The following is a 17,078-nucleotide window of genomic DNA, read 5'->3' on the forward strand; positions in this document are numbered from 1 at the left end:
CGGCGGCGCGCTGCCGCAGGCCGCCAGCGCCAGCGGCGCCAGAATTGAAACATAGCGCAACAGGCGCGATGGGCTCGACAGAAACGCCGAGCGGGCAAGAAAATCTCGCATTGCAATCTTCCCAGACTTGTTAGTTTTATCAGGCTTGCAAACACAGGCAAGCGCAACGATACCAGAGTATCGGAAGCATCCCCGAAATGTCTGTCGGGAGAAACTAACGTTACAAAGAGAAACTGTCCGGATGGCCCGGCCTAAGTCTGCACCAGCTTGCGATGTCGCTGAATGCTCATCAGAATGCCCGCGCCCAGGCCCAGCGTGACCAGCGCGGTGCCGCCGTAGCTCATGAACGGCAGCGGCACGCCGACCACCGGCAGGATGCCGCTGACCATGCCCATGTTCACGAAGGCGTAGGTGAAGAAAATCATGGTGATCGCGCCGCCCAGCAAGCGCGTGAACAGCGTCGGCGCGTTGGCGGTGATCATCAGCCCGCGACCGATCAGCAGCAGGTACAGCACCAGCAGGATCAGGTTGCCGATCAGGCCGAATTCTTCCGAATACACCGAAAAGATGAAGTCGGTGGTGCGTTCGGGAATGAATTCCAGATGCGTCTGCGTGCCCATCAGCCAGCCCTTGCCGGTGATGCCGCCGGAGCCGATGGCGATGGTCGACTGGATGATGTGGAAACCCTTGCCGAGCGGATCGGACGTCGGATCGATCAGCATCATCACGCGCTGGCGTTGGTAGTCATGCAATACCGACCAGATCACCGGCAGGCTGGCGGCGCCGGCCACGCACAAGCCGGTCAGCACTTTCCATGACAAACCGGCAAAGAAGATGACATAGAAACCAGCCGCCAGCACCAGCACCCCGGTGCCAAGGTCAGGCTGACGAATGATCAGCCCGACCGGTACCGCCAGCAGCACCCCCGCGATCAGGAATACCGGCCAGCGGATCATGCCTTCGCGTTTCTGGAAGTACCAGGCCAGCATCAGCGGCATGGCGATTTTCATGACTTCAGAGGGCTGTACGACCATGCCGATGTTGAGCCAGCGTCGCGACCCTTTCTTGACGATGCCGAACAGCGCCACGGCGATCAGCAGCGCCACGCCGATGGTGTAAATCGGCACGGCAAACCGCAACAGCGTCTGCGGCGAGACATTGGCCGCAATCCACATGACGATGAAGGCAACCAGAATATTGCGCAACTGGTCTTCGACGCGGCCGGGGAAGTTCATGCCCGCCGAATACAGCGTGACGATGCCGACCGACATGATCAGGAAAATGATCAGCGACAGCGCGCCGTCAAACACCGCCAGGTGCGGTTTGATGATTTGCCAGAGAGGGGGTCGGTGCAAACTCATGGTGTTGTTCAATCCCTGATGTCGTTGCCGACCGGATCCGGTCCGGTAGCTGCTGCGGCAGCAGCGGCGTCATCGCCCTTGCCGGCCGGTTTGGTCTTGTCGCCGGGACGCTTGCCGAGCAGATAGAAGTCGATCGCCTTGCGCGCCAGCGGCGCCGCGGCTTCCGCGCCCCAGCCGCCGTTTTCGACGATGACCGACAGCGCGATGCGCGGCTTGTCGGCGGGGGCAAACGCCGTGAACAGCGCATTATCCAGCAAATGCGTGGCGAGGCGCTTGGCGTCGTACTTTTCGTTCTTCTTGATCGACACCACCTGCGCGGTGCCGCTCTTGCCGGCCGAGGTGTATTCGGCGCCGGCAAACACGCGCGCGCCGGTACCTTCCTTGTTCACGCCGACCATGGCTTGCTTGATGACGTCGATGTTTTCCTGCTTGAGCGGAATGCGGTAGCTTTCCTTCGGCACGGTCACGGTGCGCTCATGCGTGACGCCGTCTTCGATCATTTTGACCAGGTGCGGCTTCATGACGACACCGTTGTTGGCCAGCGTCGCGGTGGCGTGCGCCATCTGGATCGGCGTGAAGGCGTTGTAGCCCTGGCCGATGCCCAGAGAAATGGTTTCGCCGGCGTACCACTTGCGCTGCTCCGGCTTGCGGTAGGCGTTGCTCTTCCAGGTGGTCGACGGCAACAGGCCCTTGCGCTCGTGTTCAAGGTCGATGCCGGTGATCTGGCCGAAACCGAACGGCTTCATGAAATCGTGGATGGCGTCGACGCCGAGGTCGTTGGCCAGCATGTAATAGTAGGTGTCGCAAGACACGACGATCGAGCGGTACATGTCGACCACGCCGTGGCCGCCTTCCTTGTCGTCGCGGAACTTGTGGTTGCCGAGCCAGAAGAAGCCGGGATCGCGGATGGAGTCGGACGGCTTGCGCTTGCCCAGCTCCAGCGCCGCCAGCGCCATGAACGGCTTGTAGGTCGAACCGGGCGGATAAGTGCCGGACAGCGGACGATTGATCAACGGACGATCGGGCGAGTTGTTGAGCTCGTCCCAGGTTTGCTGGTCGATGCCTTCGACAAAGACGTTGGGGTCGAACGACGGCTGCGACACGTAGGCCAGGATGTCGCCGGTGGCGGGATCGATCGCCACCAGTGCGCCCTTGCGGTCGCCGAAGGCTTCTTCGATCACTTTTTGCAGCTCGATGTCGATCGACAGGATCAGGTTCTGACCGGGGCTGGCGGGCGTGCGCGACAGCGTGCGCACGGCACGGCCACCGGCGGAGATTTCCACTTCTTCGTAACCGGTGGTGCCGTGCAGCTGGGTTTCGTAACTCTTTTCCAGACCTTCCTTGCCGATGTAGTCGGTGCCGTTGTAGTTGGCTTCGTCGTCGGCGTCGGCGATGCGGTCGGCGTCGCGCTGGCTGATGCGGCCGATGTAGCCGATCACGTGCGCGGCGGTCTTGCCGTAAGGATATTGACGGAACAGGCGCGCCTGGATGTCGACGCCGGGGAAACGATAGCGCTGCGCGGTGAACTTGGCGACCTCTTCGTCGGTCAGGCGCGTGCGGATCGGCAGGCTTTCAAAATTCTTGGATTCTTCCTGCAGCTTGCGGAAGCGGCGCCGGTCCTTGGGCTGGATGTCCACCAGCGTACTGAGCTGATCGACCAGCTCGTCGAGCCCGATGGTGATCTTGGACGGCGTGATTTCCAGCGTATAGGCGGAATAATTGCGCGCCAGGACGACGCCGTTGCGGTCCAGGATCAGACCGCGGTTGGGCACGATGGGCACCACCGAGATGCGGTTTTCTTCCGCCTGCGCCGCGTAGGCGTCGTGGCGGACGATCTGCAGCCAGATGAAACGCGCCGTCAGCAGGCCGAAACACACGAGCACCAGCACCGCCACCGCGAACAGGCGCAGTCGGAAGAGCTTGAGTTCATGCTCGGTGTTTTTGAATTCTGTCATGCTGCTCTGTCGTATTCGTAATCTTCATCCATCAGATCGGACGATTGTCGTCGCGATTGATCGCGCGTCGTTGCGGCGCGAGCAGCAGCCATGTCACCAGCGGCCACAACAGCGCGCAGACGAAGCTCTCGCTGAAGTAATACCAATGCGGGAATTTGCCGCTGACCATCAGGCGCACGAGCAGTTGCACGGCTTGCGTGAGCAGCATCAGCGGCAGGATGTGCAGGGCTTGCGTACCGACCGGGAACCACAGCACGCGGCGGTGGATCATGATCGAGAAATACGACAGCAGCGTATAGGCCAATGCGTTTTCGCCCAACAGCGTGGCTTCGTTGACGTCCATCAGCAGGCCCATCATGAAGGCGATGCTGATGCCGATCTTGCGCGGCTCGTGGATGGCCCAGAACACCAGCACCAGCGCGACGAAATCGGGAACGCCGACCCATTGCCCCCAAGGCAGCAGATTGAGCAGGAAAGCCGCGATCAGACTGAACGCGATGAAAATCGGATTCGCCGGCAGCAGGATGTAATGTGGATCGTTCATCGGGCGCTCTTGGCTGGTTGTGCGGCGGCAGGTGTAGCAGGGGCGGCCGCCGGTTTGGCTGCGGGTGTTGCAGGTGCAGGGACGGCCGGTTTGGCCACTGACGCAGCGGCGGCCGGGGCTGCGGCTGCCGGCGTGGCTGTCGGCGCCTGCCCCTTGCGATCTTCGCTAGGCGCATCCTTGGCCGGCACCGCTTCGCCCTCTTTCGCACTGTCGCGGAAACGACGCTTGAGCAGCTTGTCGGCCTTGTCCGGCGCGCCTTCCGGGTCGGGACGCGGCGGCGTTGTCTGCTCCACCAGCAAGATCAGCAATTGTTTATGACGATCGACGCCCGCAGACGGCAGGCAGACGATATGGGCGAAGGCGTCGGTCGACTTGGTTTCGACCTGCAGCACGCTGGCTACCGACAAACCCGGCGGATACACGCCGTCGATGCCGGACGTCACCAGCGCATCGCCCTTCTGGATGTCGGCATTGGCCGCCATGAAACGCAGATCGAGCACGCCGGACTGGCCGCGACCGTAGGCCACGCTGCGCAAACCGTTGCGCAAGACCTGCACCGGGATGGCCTGGTCCTTGTCGGTCAGCAGCGTCACTTCGGACGTAAACGGAAACACGCGCGTCACCTGGCCGACGATGCCGACGTCGTCGATCACCGGCTGGCCGGGCGCCACGCCTTGCTGGGAGCCGCGATTGAGGATGATCTTGCGGGTAAACGGGTCGCGCGCGTCGTACAGGATTTCACCGACGATGGATTTGCTGTGGATGCGCTGCTGCATGCTCAGCAAATTGCGCAACTGGCCATTCTCGGCGGCCATCTGGCGCTCTTGCTGCAGCAGTTGGGCGTTCATCGCCTGCTGGCGGCGCAGGGCGTCGTTTTCCTTTTGCAGCGCGTTGAGCGAGTTGAAATAGTCGCCGACCCGATACGCCGCATCGCGCGGCATCAACGCCACCACCTGGAACGGATACAACACGGTGCCGACCGCCTGCCGCACCATGGTCAGGGCGTGCATGCGCGAGTCGACCACCAGCATGACGATGGCGATCAGGGCGAAAAAGCCGGCGCGGGCGCGGGCCGATGCGCCTTGTTTGAAGAGTGGTGGGATATCCATTGATGGTCAGGCCGAGACCGATGCCGGGGACGCCGAAAACCGCAACAGCCCGCACAGGGCGGGCTGGAGGATGAACAGCGGACGGATAGCGGGAAGGTTGCGATCAATATCGGGAAGACAACGCGCCGTCGCAGCCGAGATTTCGCCGCTGTGCGAACCGGAAGTTCGCAGCACCGGCCAAATCTGCTTGTGCTCTGTCATAGGCGCGTTTCAGTTCCTCGAGGTTGACCAGGCTCCTGTAACGGAATTATTCGTTGGAGAAGATCGAACCCAGCTTGTCCATGCGATCGAGCGCCATGCCGGAACCGCGCACCACGCAGGTCAACGGGTCTTCGGCGACGATCACCGGCAGGCCGGTTTCTTCCATCAGCAAACGGTCCAGATCGCGCAGCAGCGCGCCGCCGCCGGTCAGCATCATGCCCTTTTCGGCAATGTCGGCGCCCAGTTCCGGTGGAGTTTGCTCCAGAGCATTCTTTACGGCGGAAACGATGTTGTTCAGCGGATCGGTCAACGCTTCCAGGATTTCGTTGCTGGAGATGGTGAACGAGCGTGGAATGCCTTCGGACAGGTTGCGGCCCTTGACTTCCATTTCCTTGACTTCGGAGCCGGGGAAGGCGGAACCGATTTCCTTCTTGATCGCTTCGGCGGTCTGTTCGCCGATCAGCATGCCGTAGTTGCGGCGGATGTAGTTGACGATGGCTTCGTCGAACTTGTCGCCGCCGACGCGCACCGAACCCTTGTACACCATGCCGCCCAGCGAAATGATGCCGACTTCGGTGGTGCCGCCGCCGATGTCGACGACCATCGAGCCGGTTGCGTCCGACACCGGCAGGCCGGAGCCGATTGCCGCCGCCATCGGCTCTTCGATCAGGTAAACCTGCGAAGCGCCGGCGCCCAGCGCCGATTCACGGATCGCACGGCGCTCCACCTGGGTCGAACCGCAGGGAACGCAGATGATGATGCGTGGGGACGGACGGAACAGCTTGGAGTCGTGCACCATGCGGATGAATTGCTTGAGCATCTGCTCGGTGACGGTAAAGTCGGCGATCACGCCGTCTTTCATCGGGCGGATGGCTTCGATATTGCCGGGAACCTTGCCCAGCATCTGTTTTGCTTCCTTGCCGACTGCCTGGATGGTCTTTTTGCCGTTGGGGCCGCCTTGCTGGCGGATCGCCACAACCGACGGCTCGTCGAGGACGATGCCTTGACCACGTACGTAAATCAGAGTGTTTGCCGTTCCAAGGTCAATAGCGAGGTCGTTAGAGAAATAACTGCGTAAAAATCCAAACATGAAGTGTCCTGATGCGCCAGAGTCGCGCGCGTTGCATTTTGTGTAAGTGGGGTATCTTTTTTCAGAAGCCGTTGCAAAATGAAGCTGCCCGGAGGCGCCGCCCTGCACGGTAAGGGAGTACAACAGGGGCGACGCGGCAACGTCAGCTTCATTTTGCAACGGCTTCTTTTATGACTGCGGCGACACAAATCGGCGCCAGCAAGGCATTAGTCCTACATTCTACCTTATAATTTGAGAGAAACCAGCAGGCAAAACTGTCAATAATCCTTGCCTGATGCCAGATACTTCTGCGTTTTTACCGGCATTTACCTGCGTAATTGCAAGCGCGTGCATGGCCAACGACGCGATTTTTCAACACACTAGCTCTTGCGCCCCGCGCGTACCTTCCTATCATGACTCTAGCCCTTTCCGATGTTAAGCGCATTGCCAATCTGTCCCGCCTGGAATTGACAGATGAACAAGCAGGTCAAACCCTGGACAAACTGAACGGCATTTTTTCCCTGGTCGAACAGATGAAAGCGGTCGACACCACCGGCATCGAGCCGCTGAGCCATCCGATTGCGGCGCTGACCACCGACTTGTCGCTGCGCCTGCGCGAAGACGCCGTGACCGAAACCAATCACCGCGACGACTACCAGAAACCGGCCCCGGCAACCCAGGACGGCCTGTACCTCGTGCCCAAGGTCATCGAATAATCTTCGCCCAGCCATCGCGCCGCTTGCCTCGTTCGCACCGCGCATCCTCAGCCTCACAGAACCTGAAAAACGAATATCTTTTCCATGCACACCAAGACCATTAAAGAGCTTTCGACGCTACTGCAGTCCAAGAAAATCTCGGCGACCGAACTGGCCACTTTATTCCTCGACCGCATCGGCGCCAGCGACCTCAACGCCTTCCTGCACGTCGACCGCGAACTCACGCTCAAGCAAGCCGCGCAAGCCGACCAACGCATCGCCGCCAACAACGTCACGCCATTGACCGGCATCCCGATCGCGCACAAGGACATCTTCGTCACGCGCGACTGGCGCACGACGGCCGGTTCGAAGATGCTGGAAAATTATGTAAGCCCGTTTGATGCAACCGTGGTGGAACAGTTCAACGCGGCCGGCACTGTTACATTGGGCAAGCTCAACTGCGACGAATTCGCCATGGGTTCGGGCAACGAAAACTCTTACTTCGGTCCGGTCAAAAATCCGTGGGACAAGACTGCCGTCCCCGGCGGCTCCTCCGGCGGTTCGGCCGCGGCAATCGCAGCACGTCTCGCGCCGGCGGCAACGGCCACCGACACCGGCGGCTCGATTCGCCAGCCGGCTTCGCTGTGCGGCGTCACCGGCATCAAGCCGACCTACGGCAGCGTCTCGCGCTACGGCATGATCGCGTTTGCCTCCTCGCTCGATCAAGGCGGCCCGATCGCAAAAACCGCCGAAGACTGCGGCCTGCTGCTCAACGCCATGACCGGTTTCGATCAGCGCGATTCGACCAGCATCGAACGTCCGAAGGAAGATTTCAACCGCTTGATCAACGATGGCCTGAAAGGTTTGCAGGGTTTACGTATTGGCGTGCCGAAAGAATTCTTCGGCGCCGGCCTGGCCGCCGACGTCGAACAAGCCGTGCGCGCCGCGCTCAGCGAATACGAAAAACTCGGCGCCACCCTGGTCGACATTTCGCTACCCAAAACCGAACTGTCGATCCCCGTGTATTACGTCATCGCACCGGCGGAAGCATCGTCCAATCTGTCGCGTTTCGACGGCGTGCGCTACGGCCATCGCGCCGCCGATTACAAGGATCTCGCCGACATGTACAAGAAGTCGCGCGCGGAAGGTTTCGGCGACGAAGTGAAGCGCCGCATCCTGGTCGGCGCCTACGTTTTGTCACACGGTTATTACGACGCCTACTACCTGCAGGCACAAAAAATTCGCCGCCTGATCGCGCAGGAATTCCAGAACGCGCTGCTCGGCCCGGACCGTCAGTGCGACGTCATCATGGGCCCCGTGTCGCCGACCGTGGCATGGGATCTGGGCGACAAGACCGACGATCCGGTGGCCAACTACCTGGCCGACATCTTCACGCTGTCGACCAGCCTGGCAGGCTTGCCGGGCATGTCGATCCCATGCGGGTTTGGACATGGCGGCCAGGGCGACAAAAATGGCAAGCGTCCGGTCGGCCTGCAAATCATCGGCAGCTACTACGATGAAGCGCGCCTGCTGAACGTCGCGCATCAGTACCAGCAAGTCACCGATTGGCATCTGCGCGCACCGGCCTGAGCGCCGAACGCAGGCCACGAAACAAACAAAGAATCAGCGAGGAATACTATGCAGTGGGAAGTCGTCATCGGTCTGGAAACGCATACACAGCTTTCGACCGAATCCAAAATTTTCAGCGGCTCGTCGACACAGTTCGGCTCCGCCCCCAACACCCAGGCCAGCCCGGTTGATCTGGCATTGCCGGGCGTCTTGCCGGTGCTGAACAAAGGCGCCGTCGAACGCGCCATCCAGTTCGGCCTGGCCATCGGCGCAACGATCGCGCCGCGCTCGGTGTTTGCGCGCAAGAACTACTTCTACCCCGACCTGCCGAAGGGCTATCAGATCAGCCAGTTTGAAATCCCGGTGGTCCAGGGCGGCAAGATTTCCTTCGTGCTGGAAAAAGACGGCAAGGCCGAAATCAAGACCCTGCAACTGACCCGCGCCCACCTCGAGGAAGACGCCGGCAAGTCGTTGCACGAAGACTATCAGGGCATGAGCGGCATCGACCTCAACCGCGCCGGCACGCCGCTGCTGGAAATCGTCACCGAACCCGACATGCGCAGCGCCGCCGAAGCCGTCGCCTACGCCAAGGCCCTGCACTCGCTAGTGATGTGGCTCGGCATCTGCGACGGCAACATGCAGGAAGGCTCCTTCCGCTGCGACGCCAACGTTTCCGTGCGCCCGGTCGGCCAGAAAGAATTCGGCACCCGCTGCGAGATCAAGAACCTGAACTCCTTCCGCTTCATGGAAGACGCTATCAACTACGAAGTGCGTCGCCAGGTCGAGCTCATCGAAGACGGCGGTACCGTCGTCCAAGAAACGCGCCTCTACGATCCGGACAAGAAAGAAACGCGCTCCATGCGCAGCAAGGAAGACGCGCAGGACTACCGCTACTTCCCCGACCCGGACCTGCCGCCGCTGGTCATCGCACAGGAATGGATAGAGCGCGTCAAAGCCACCATGCCGGAACTGCCGGGCGCCATGCGCGAGCGCTTCGTCAACGACTACGGCCTGCCCGAATACGACGCCGCCGTACTGACGCAATCGAAGTCGATGGCATCCTACTTCGAAGCCGTCGTCACCGCCGCCGGCAAAGAACAAGCCAAACCCGCCGCCAACTGGCTCATGGGCGACGTCGCCTCCACCCTCAACCGCGAAGACACCGACATCGCCGACGCCCCCGTCAGCGCCGTGCAACTGTCGCTGCTGTTGAAGCGCATCGCCGACGGCACGATCTCCAACAAGATCGCCAAGGAAGTCTTCGCCGGCATGTGGGAAGCCAGGTCCGACAAGGACACGCTGGCCGACGACATCATCGACGCCAAGGGCCTGAAGCAAATCTCCGACAGCGGCGCACTGGAAGCCATCGTCGATCAGGTGCTGGCGGCGAATGAGAAGTCGGTGGCGGAGTTCCGCTCAGGCAAGGAGCAAGCCATCAACGCACTGATCGGTCAGGCCATGAAGGCGACCAAGGGCAAGGCTAATCCGGCGCAGTTGACGGAGTTGCTGCGCAAGAAACTGGCGGGCTGATTTCCCGCCAACGACTTGATTCAGTCGCCAAAGCCGCTGCCTGTGCAGCGGCTTTTTTCATGGCGGTCCACGATGAGGGATGAGACGTGACTACGGCCGACATAATCAAAAATCGCATATGAATATGCCAACTTATTCGTTGTCGCCTTGTCCGACGCCGGGTGTAATGGGATTTTCTGCCTTTCTTTTGTCTTTTGTAAGGCGGCCCTGCTGATCGTGCCGGCCATATTCGTTGTGCGTCGTCCCGCTTGGTCTCTCGCTTCGCGCCGCCTTCGTCATTGAGCTTACGGACCCATCATGGCTAGCGCAACCGCATTGCAAACCCGTCCCGCTGTCGCGGAAAACAATTTCACTATCCGTCCTTTCAGCGGCCCGCTCGGCGCCGAGATCACCGGTCTCGATATCAACCTGACGTCGGATCGCGACATTGCCGAACTGCGCGCCGCGCTCGTCAAGCACAGCGTCATCGTCCTGCGCGACCAACGCATCACGCCGCAAGAGCACGTTGCTTTCAGCCGCCGCTTCGGGCCGTTGCAAGTGCATGTGCTCAATCGTTTTCACCTCAAGAATCATCCGGAAATCATGATCGTTTCCAACGTGGTGGAAAACGGTCAACCGATCGGCCTGGTCGATGCGGGCGCGGACTGGCATTCTGATCTGTCGTACATGCTCAGGCCCAGCCTGGGCTCGTTGTTGCATGCGCAAGAGCTGCCGCCGGAACAGGGCGACACGCAGTTTGCCAACATGTTCAACGCCTATGACAGCTTGCCGGCTGATGTGAAGAAGACCATCGAGGGACGTCGCGCCGTGCATTCTTACGTGTACCGCTATCGTCGCTTGCAGGCGCTGACGCCTTGGCGCGTCGACCTGACGCAAAAGCAGATCGATGAGGTGCCCGATGTCGAACATCCGGTCGTGCGCACGCATCCGGAAAGCGGTCGCAAGGCCTTGTTCGTGAGTGAGGGTTTTACGTCGCACATCATCGGTTTGCCGAAGGATGAAAGCGATGCGCTGCTGAAGCTGCTGCATGAGCATGCGGTGCGTGCCGGGAACGTCTATACGCACAAATGGCGCGCCCACGATATCGTGTTCTGGGACAACCGCAGCACCGTGCATTACGCACCGATCACGCCGCAGCATCTGCGCCGCACGCTGTATCGCACGACGGTGGAAGGCGATGTGCCGTTTTGAGTTGTTTCTGCCTTGGCAATGAATAAGTAAGACAACGTCTCTAAAAGCCCTCTCCGGAGGGCTTTTTTATTGGCAATCTTGCATTGTTGTCATCGAATAAGGAACGACGCTCCTCGTGCCGGGTCCAAATTGCGTAATCTGTCCCCACTATTCGAACAACACAAGGAGAATGCAATGAGATTCCGCACAACTTTCATGATCGTGGTATTGGCGCTGGTCGGCATCTTTGCCGCTGTGAACTGGCAGGCCTTCCTGGCGCCGACGCAGCTGACGCTGGTGTTCACCGACTTCCAGGCGCCGCTGGGGCTGGTGATGCTGGGCGTGGTGATCGTGCTGGCGGCGGTCTTCCTGCTGTATGTGATGGCGTTGCAGACCAGCGTGCTGTTCGAGACGCGCCGCTTGACCAAGCAGCTCGATACGCAGCGCGATCTGGCCGACCAGGCGGAGAAGTCGCGCTTCATCGAATTGCGCGGTTATCTGCAAAGTGAATTGCAGCAGCTGCAGCAACGTCAGAACGCGCACCTGAGCGCGCTGACCAACAAGCTGGAGTCGGTGCAGCAGGACATCCAGCAACGCGGCCAGCTGACGGAAAACGCCGTTGCCGCGCAGATCGGCGAACTGGACGATCGCCTGCAGCGACATGGCGTCGGCATTAAGGCAATCTGAGCCACGCCTCCTCCTTCAAAATGCACAATGCCCCGTGAGGGGCATTGTTTTTTATACAGCAATCAAAGCCTGTACCAGACGTGCATCAGACGCCGTAACGCGTGCGATACGCCGCCACGGCGTCCTTGTATTGCGAGAGCTGCGCATCGGCGCCGGCGTGGGCCAGATATTCCAGCAGGTCGTTGAGGTTGCCGATGGAAATCACGGGCATGTCGTAGGCCTTGGCGACTTCCTGCACGGCCGAGTGGGCCGACAGGGCGTCGTCCTTGCCGGAGCGTTCCATGCGGTCGAGCGCGATCAGGACGGCACATGGGGTGGCGCCTGCTGCGCGGATCATGTCGACCGATTCGCGCACCGAAGTACCTGCCGAAATGACGTCGTCGATGATCACCACGCGGCCTTGCAGCTTGGCGCCGACGATGGTGCCGCCTTCGCCGTGGTCCTTGGCTTCCTTGCGGTTGTAGGCGAACGGCACGTTGCGGCCGTGGCCTGCCAGCGCGACGGCGGTGGCGGACGCCAGCGTGATGCCTTTATAGGCGGGGCCGAACAGCATGTCGTATTCGACGCCCGACTCTTGCAGCGTCTGTGCGTAGAACTGCGCGACCTTGGCCAGCGCGGCGCCTTCGTTGAACAAGCCGGCGTTGAAGAAGTACGGCGAGGTGCGGCCGGCCTTGGTGATGAACTCGCCGAAACGCAGTACGCCTGCGGAAACGGCGAACTCGATGAATTCTTGTCGTAAGTTGCTCAAAATATATTCCCGAAAAATTGTCTGCGGAGAAACCCGCGCGCTGCCGCCCGACAGCGCTGGCTTGCAAAGACCCACATTTTAAATGAATCAGGTATGCTACGCGCCTGACTTTTACGTGAGTTTCCCCATGCCAAAAATCGTCTCCGCCAATCTCAACGGCATCCGCTCCGCCGCCAAAAAGGGTTTCTTCGAGTGGATGGCCAAGGAATCCGCCGACTTCATCTGCGTGCAGGAACTCAAGGCGCAGGAAGCCGACATGACCGAGGAATTCCTGACGCCGAAGGGTTATGTCGGCCATTTCCACTATGCCGAGAAGAAAGGCTACTCCGGCGTCGGCCTGTACAGCAAGCGCAAGCCGGATGCCGTGCGCATCGGCTTCGGCACCAAGGAGTTCGACGATGAAGGCCGCTATGTCGAGTGCGACTTCGGTGACATCACGGTGATCTCGCTGTATTGCCCGTCGGGCTCGTCGAGCGAAGAACGCCAGCAAGCCAAGTTCCGCTTCATGGAAGTGTTCTTGCCGCACTTGCAGGAGTTGAAGGACAGCGGCCGCGAGATCGTCATTTGCGGCGACTGGAACATCGCGCACAAGGAAATCGACCTGAAGAACTGGAAGAGCAACCAGAAGAACTCGGGCTTCCTGCCGGAAGAGCGCGCCTGGCTGACACGCGTGTTTGACGAGCTGGGCCTGGTGGACGTGTATCGCACCATCCATCCGGAAACCACCGGCGACGCCTACACCTGGTGGAGCAATCGCGGCCAGGCGTGGGCCAACAATGTGGGTTGGCGCATCGACTATCACATCGCAACGGCCGGTATCGCGAAGAAGGCGAAAACGGCGGCGATCTACAAGGAAGCGCGCTTCTCGGATCACGCGCCGCTGACGATTGATTACAAGGGCTGATCACCTTTCTCCCTTGCTTGACCGCTGCGCCGGCGGCAATAAAAAAGCCCTCGATAACGAGGGCTTTTTTGTGCACGAAAGAAAACCGGTCGCGTAAGCTTGAGATTACGCGGCGGCTTTTTTCGGTGCGGCCTTTTTAACGGCAGGCTTCTTTGCCGCCGCAGGTTTCCTGGCGACGGCCGGCTTCTTCGCTGCTGCGGCCGGTTTGGCCTTGGCAGTGGTTTCGGCGTCGTCGCCTTCTGCTGTGGCTGCTGCAGCCTTGCCCTTGGCGGGCGCCTTGGCTTTGCGCTCTTCAAACTCGAAGCTGATCTTGCCGTCCTTGCCGCGCGTCAGGAAGGCCTTGAACGGACGGCGTGTACGTTGCGAGATGAAGCCCGGCAGCAAGTCGGTCTTGCCTTCGTTGAGCAGCTTGGCCATTTGCTCCGGCAGGATTTCTTGCTGCAGGATGATGCGTCCGCTGCGGAAGTCGCAGGCCTTCGGCTTGGCGACCTGCTTTTCGCAGACGTAGGCCAGACCCATTTCGTAGACGCCGCTGCCGCATTTCGGGCAAGGGCCGAGTGGCGTCTGTTCGCTGAAGTCGACCGGTTCGCCGCCCTCGCCTTCGCCGTCGTTCTGGCCGAAGTCGAATTCGAGCTTGTAATTGTTGATTTCGTTGTCGCGCGAAATCTTCAGAATCGCCGCGAACGGACGGCCCATCTTGGAGCGGAAACCTTGCAGCGGGCCGATGGTGCGGTTGGCCAGCAGTTCTTCCACTTCTGGGATTTCGAACTGACGGCCGGCCGGCGTCTTGCTCATCGAGAATTCGCACTTGGTGCAGGCGAAGCGGCGATAGTTTTCCTTCACCACGCTGCCGCAATTCGGGCACGGTGTTTTCAGCGTCGCGTAGTCGCCGGGGATGGTGTCGTTGTCGTATTCCTTGGCGCGCTTGACGATGATTTGCGTCATCTGGGCGATCTCGCGCATGAACTCTTCACGGCTGATCTTGCCGCGCTCCATCTGCGCCAGCTTTTGTTCCCATTCGCCGGTCAGTTCCGGCTCGGTCAGTTCGTCCACGCCGAGACCGTGCAGCAGCGTCATGAGTTGGAACGCCTTGGCGGTCGGCATCATTTCGCGGCCTTCGCGCAGCAGGTATTTTTCGTTCAGCAAACCTTCGATGATTGCCGCGCGCGTTGCCGGCGTGCCGAGGCCCTTGCCAGCCATCGCTTCGCGCAGCTCGTCGGAGTCGATCAGCTTGCCGGCGCCTTCCATGGCCGACAGCAGCGTGGCTTCGGTATAGCGCGCTGGCGGCTTGGTGACCAGGCCGTTGGCGGTGACCTTGTCGGTCTTGACCTTTTCGTCCTTGGCGACGGCGACCAGGGTGCCGCTGTTTTCGTCTTTCTCGTCGACGATGTCCTTGCCGTAGATCGCCAGCCAGCCGGGGTTGGTCATGACCTTGCCTTCCGTCTTGAACTGATGGCCGGAGACTTCGGTGAAGCGGGTGGTGACCTGGAACTCGGCGGCCGGGAAGAACACCGCCATGAAACGGCGCGTCACCAGGTCATAGAGCTTCTGTTCCGGTTCGGACAGGTTCTTCGGCACTTGCGTGGTCGGGATGATCGCAAAGTGATCGCTGATCTTGGTGTTGTCGAAAATGCGCTTGTTCGGCTTGACCCAACCTTGCTTGAGGATCTGTTTGGAGAACTGGTGATAATTATTGTTCTCGGACAGCGACTCCATCGTTTCCTTGACGGTCTGCAGGTAGTCTTCCGGCAAGTGGCGCGAATCGGTACGCGGATAGGTCAGGACCTTGTGCTTTTCGTACAGGGCCTGGGCCAGGCCGAGCGTGTTCTTGGCCGAGAAGCCGAAGCGCGAGTTGGCTTCGCGTTGCAGGCTGGTCAGGTCGAACAGGCCGGGCGCCATTTGCGTGGTCGGCTTGGATTCTTCGGTGACGGTGCCGATCTTGCCGCGGCAGGCGGCGACGATGGATTCGGCGGCGGCCTTGCTCCACAGACGCTCGGGACGCTTCTCCGGATCGTTCTCGTCCTTCTTGTGCATCTTGTCGAGCCAGCGGCCCTCATAGATGCCGGCGGCGCAGACGAACTCGCCGCGCACTTCCCAATAGTCGCGCGGGACGAACTTCTTGATTTTCTCTTCGCGCTCGACCACGATCGACAGCGTCGGCGTTTGCACGCGGCCGACGGTGGTCAGGTAGAAGCCGCCTTCTTTCGAATTGAACGCGGTCATGGCGCGCGTGCCGTTGATACCGATCAGCCAGTCCGCTTCGCTGCGGCAACGGGCGGCGTCGGCCAGGGGCAGCATGTCTTCGTCCTTGCGCAGGTTGGCGAAACCGTCGCGGATCGCGCCCGGCGTCATCGACTGCAGCCAGAGGCGCTGTACCGGTTGCTTGGCCTTGGTGTATTGCGCGATCAGGCGGAAAATCAGCTCGCCTTCCCGCCCGGCGTCGCAGGCGTTGATCAGGCCGGTGACGTCCTTGCGCTTGATCAGCTTGTTGAGCGCCTTGAGACGCGACTCGGTCTTGGCGATGGGGTTGAGCGCGAAGTGCGGCGGAATCATCGGCAGATGCGTGAAAGTCCATTTGCCGCGCTTGACGTCGTATTCCTCGGGCACCGCGATTTCCAGCAGGTGGCCGACGGCGGAGGACAGGACGTATTCGTCGGATTCGAAGTACTCATCGTGCTTGGTAAAGCCGCCGAGCGTCTTCGCGATGTCGTTCGCGACAGAGGGCTTCTCGGCAATGATGAGGGTCTTGCTCATAAATAGGATCTCAAAAGAGGATACAAAATGTGGTCGTCAGCTACTTGCCGGGCGGCACCAAAATGAGGCGACCAGGCAGAATTTATATTGCACATTGGCAATATGCTTTTTATATAGTAGCTAATATTCGAGGATTGCGGGGGAATGATAAGCGCGATGCTCAGGAAACGGCAAGCACGGCGGCTTGCCTGTGGTTGGCGACAGACGTGCCGGCCACGGGAAAACGATGTACCGATTTAGTGCAACAGACGCGGTTCGTCGTCGTCTTCGTCGAGGAACAACTCGTCGAACATGAGGCCGTCCGGCTCCTTGCCCTGGCTCCACAACACCATCAGCACGATGACTTTGAGTTTCTCCAGCGACACGGGCGCATCGCCGACCGCCAGCGCGCGTTCGATAACGATCTCGCGTTGAACGGCGTTGAGCATTTTGGCGGATTCGAGGAACTGGATGAAACCGACGGCTTCCGTACCCAATACGTCCATTTCTTGCGTGGCGTAAATGCGGATACCGAAGGAGAAGGCGGTTTGCTGAGGGTACTGATCGGCGAATTCGTGATTGGCTTCTTCGAGATCGGTCAGCCAACCGAGGGCGCGTGTGATTTCCTCATCCTCAAAACCAATGGCGGTCAATTTCTTGACCAAGGCCGCGGGTTCAGGGCAGGCATCGGGGCGATAGTAGGTTTCGTACAGATAAACAAGGACGTCAAACATGGCTCTACTCTATCGCGAAGGTTGACACAACACAAGTCTATGAAACCAGTATGGCAGGATTTTCAAATT

Annotated in this window: 14 protein-coding genes; 6 read left to right on the plus strand and 8 right to left on the minus strand. The window is 60.3% G+C overall.

Annotated features, from left to right (window positions below):
• Positions 1–251: 251 nt before the first annotated feature.
• The 5 genes from rodA to PMI16_RS15585 all read right to left on the minus strand — a co-directional run bounded on the left by rodA (position 252) and on the right by PMI16_RS15585 (position 6,260).
• Positions 252–1,361, minus strand: coding sequence for a rod shape-determining protein RodA (rodA, locus tag PMI16_RS15565; protein WP_007881167.1), 1,110 nt, complete (start codon positions 1,359–1,361; stop codon positions 252–254).
• Between the two features lie 8 nt (positions 1,362–1,369).
• Positions 1,370–3,316: a penicillin-binding protein 2 gene (gene mrdA, locus PMI16_RS15570; protein WP_007881168.1), complete on the minus strand. Its 1,947-nt coding sequence runs from the start codon at positions 3,314–3,316 to the stop codon at positions 1,370–1,372.
• Positions 3,317–3,347: 31 nt separating this feature from the next.
• Positions 3,348–3,860: a rod shape-determining protein MreD gene (gene mreD / locus PMI16_RS15575; protein ID WP_007881169.1), complete on the minus strand. Its 513-nt coding sequence runs from the start codon at positions 3,858–3,860 to the stop codon at positions 3,348–3,350.
• Positions 3,857–4,969 (minus strand): rod shape-determining protein MreC, encoded by a 1,113-nt coding sequence (gene mreC, locus PMI16_RS15580; RefSeq protein WP_007881171.1) that lies wholly within the window; start codon positions 4,967–4,969, stop codon positions 3,857–3,859. The genes mreD and mreC overlap by 4 nt, the downstream gene beginning before the upstream one ends.
• A 247-nt stretch (positions 4,970–5,216) precedes the next feature.
• Positions 5,217–6,260 carry a rod shape-determining protein gene (locus PMI16_RS15585; protein WP_007881173.1) on the minus strand — a complete coding sequence of 348 codons (1,044 nt, stop codon included), beginning with the start codon at positions 6,258–6,260 and terminating at the stop codon, positions 5,217–5,219.
• Between the two features lie 392 nt (positions 6,261–6,652).
• Here PMI16_RS15585 and gatC point away from each other — a divergent pair, with 392 nt between their 5' ends.
• From gatC to PMI16_RS15610, 5 genes are all read left to right on the plus strand, one after another.
• Complete coding sequence (gene gatC / locus PMI16_RS15590) at positions 6,653–6,955, plus strand: Asp-tRNA(Asn)/Glu-tRNA(Gln) amidotransferase subunit GatC (protein ID WP_007881174.1); 303 nt, start codon at positions 6,653–6,655, stop codon at positions 6,953–6,955.
• 84 nt (positions 6,956–7,039) lie between these two features.
• Positions 7,040–8,524, plus strand: a complete 1,485-nt coding sequence (gene gatA / locus PMI16_RS15595) for an Asp-tRNA(Asn)/Glu-tRNA(Gln) amidotransferase subunit GatA (RefSeq protein WP_007881175.1) — start codon at positions 7,040–7,042, stop codon at positions 8,522–8,524.
• A gap of 48 nt (positions 8,525–8,572) precedes the next feature.
• Entirely contained in the window at positions 8,573–10,033 is a 1,461-nt protein-coding gene (gatB, locus tag PMI16_RS15600; protein WP_007881176.1) for an Asp-tRNA(Asn)/Glu-tRNA(Gln) amidotransferase subunit GatB, read from the plus strand.
• 297 nt (positions 10,034–10,330) lie between these two features.
• Positions 10,331–11,224, plus strand: a complete 894-nt coding sequence (locus PMI16_RS15605) for a TauD/TfdA dioxygenase family protein (protein ID WP_007881177.1) — start codon at positions 10,331–10,333, stop codon at positions 11,222–11,224.
• Between the two features lie 174 nt (positions 11,225–11,398).
• The gene (locus PMI16_RS15610; RefSeq protein WP_007881178.1) at positions 11,399–11,890 is read left to right on the plus strand and encodes a hypothetical protein; all 492 of its coding nucleotides are present in this window, start codon (positions 11,399–11,401) and stop codon (positions 11,888–11,890) included.
• Between the two features lie 85 nt (positions 11,891–11,975).
• On the opposite strand, the gene pyrE is transcribed toward PMI16_RS15610, so the two are convergent.
• A complete protein-coding gene (gene pyrE / locus PMI16_RS15615) occupies positions 11,976–12,638 on the minus strand; it encodes an orotate phosphoribosyltransferase (protein ID WP_007881179.1) in 663 nt (220 codons plus the stop codon).
• Between the two features lie 127 nt (positions 12,639–12,765).
• Between pyrE and PMI16_RS15620 the strand changes: the two genes are divergently transcribed.
• Complete coding sequence (locus PMI16_RS15620; protein WP_007881180.1) at positions 12,766–13,542, plus strand: exodeoxyribonuclease III; 777 nt, start codon at positions 12,766–12,768, stop codon at positions 13,540–13,542.
• A 105-nt stretch (positions 13,543–13,647) separates the two neighbouring features.
• Here PMI16_RS15620 and PMI16_RS15625 read toward each other — a convergent pair whose 3' ends face one another.
• Positions 13,648–16,296 carry a DNA topoisomerase III gene (locus PMI16_RS15625; protein ID WP_007881181.1) on the minus strand — a complete coding sequence of 883 codons (2,649 nt, stop codon included), beginning with the start codon at positions 16,294–16,296 and terminating at the stop codon, positions 13,648–13,650.
• A 236-nt stretch (positions 16,297–16,532) separates the two neighbouring features.
• A complete protein-coding gene (locus PMI16_RS15630) occupies positions 16,533–17,009 on the minus strand; it encodes a DUF494 family protein (RefSeq protein WP_007881183.1) in 477 nt (158 codons plus the stop codon).
• Positions 17,010–17,078: the final 69 nt, after the last annotated feature.

The organism is Herbaspirillum sp. CF444 (assembly GCF_000282135.1).
Lineage (GTDB): Bacteria > Pseudomonadota > Gammaproteobacteria > Burkholderiales > Burkholderiaceae_D > Herbaspirillum.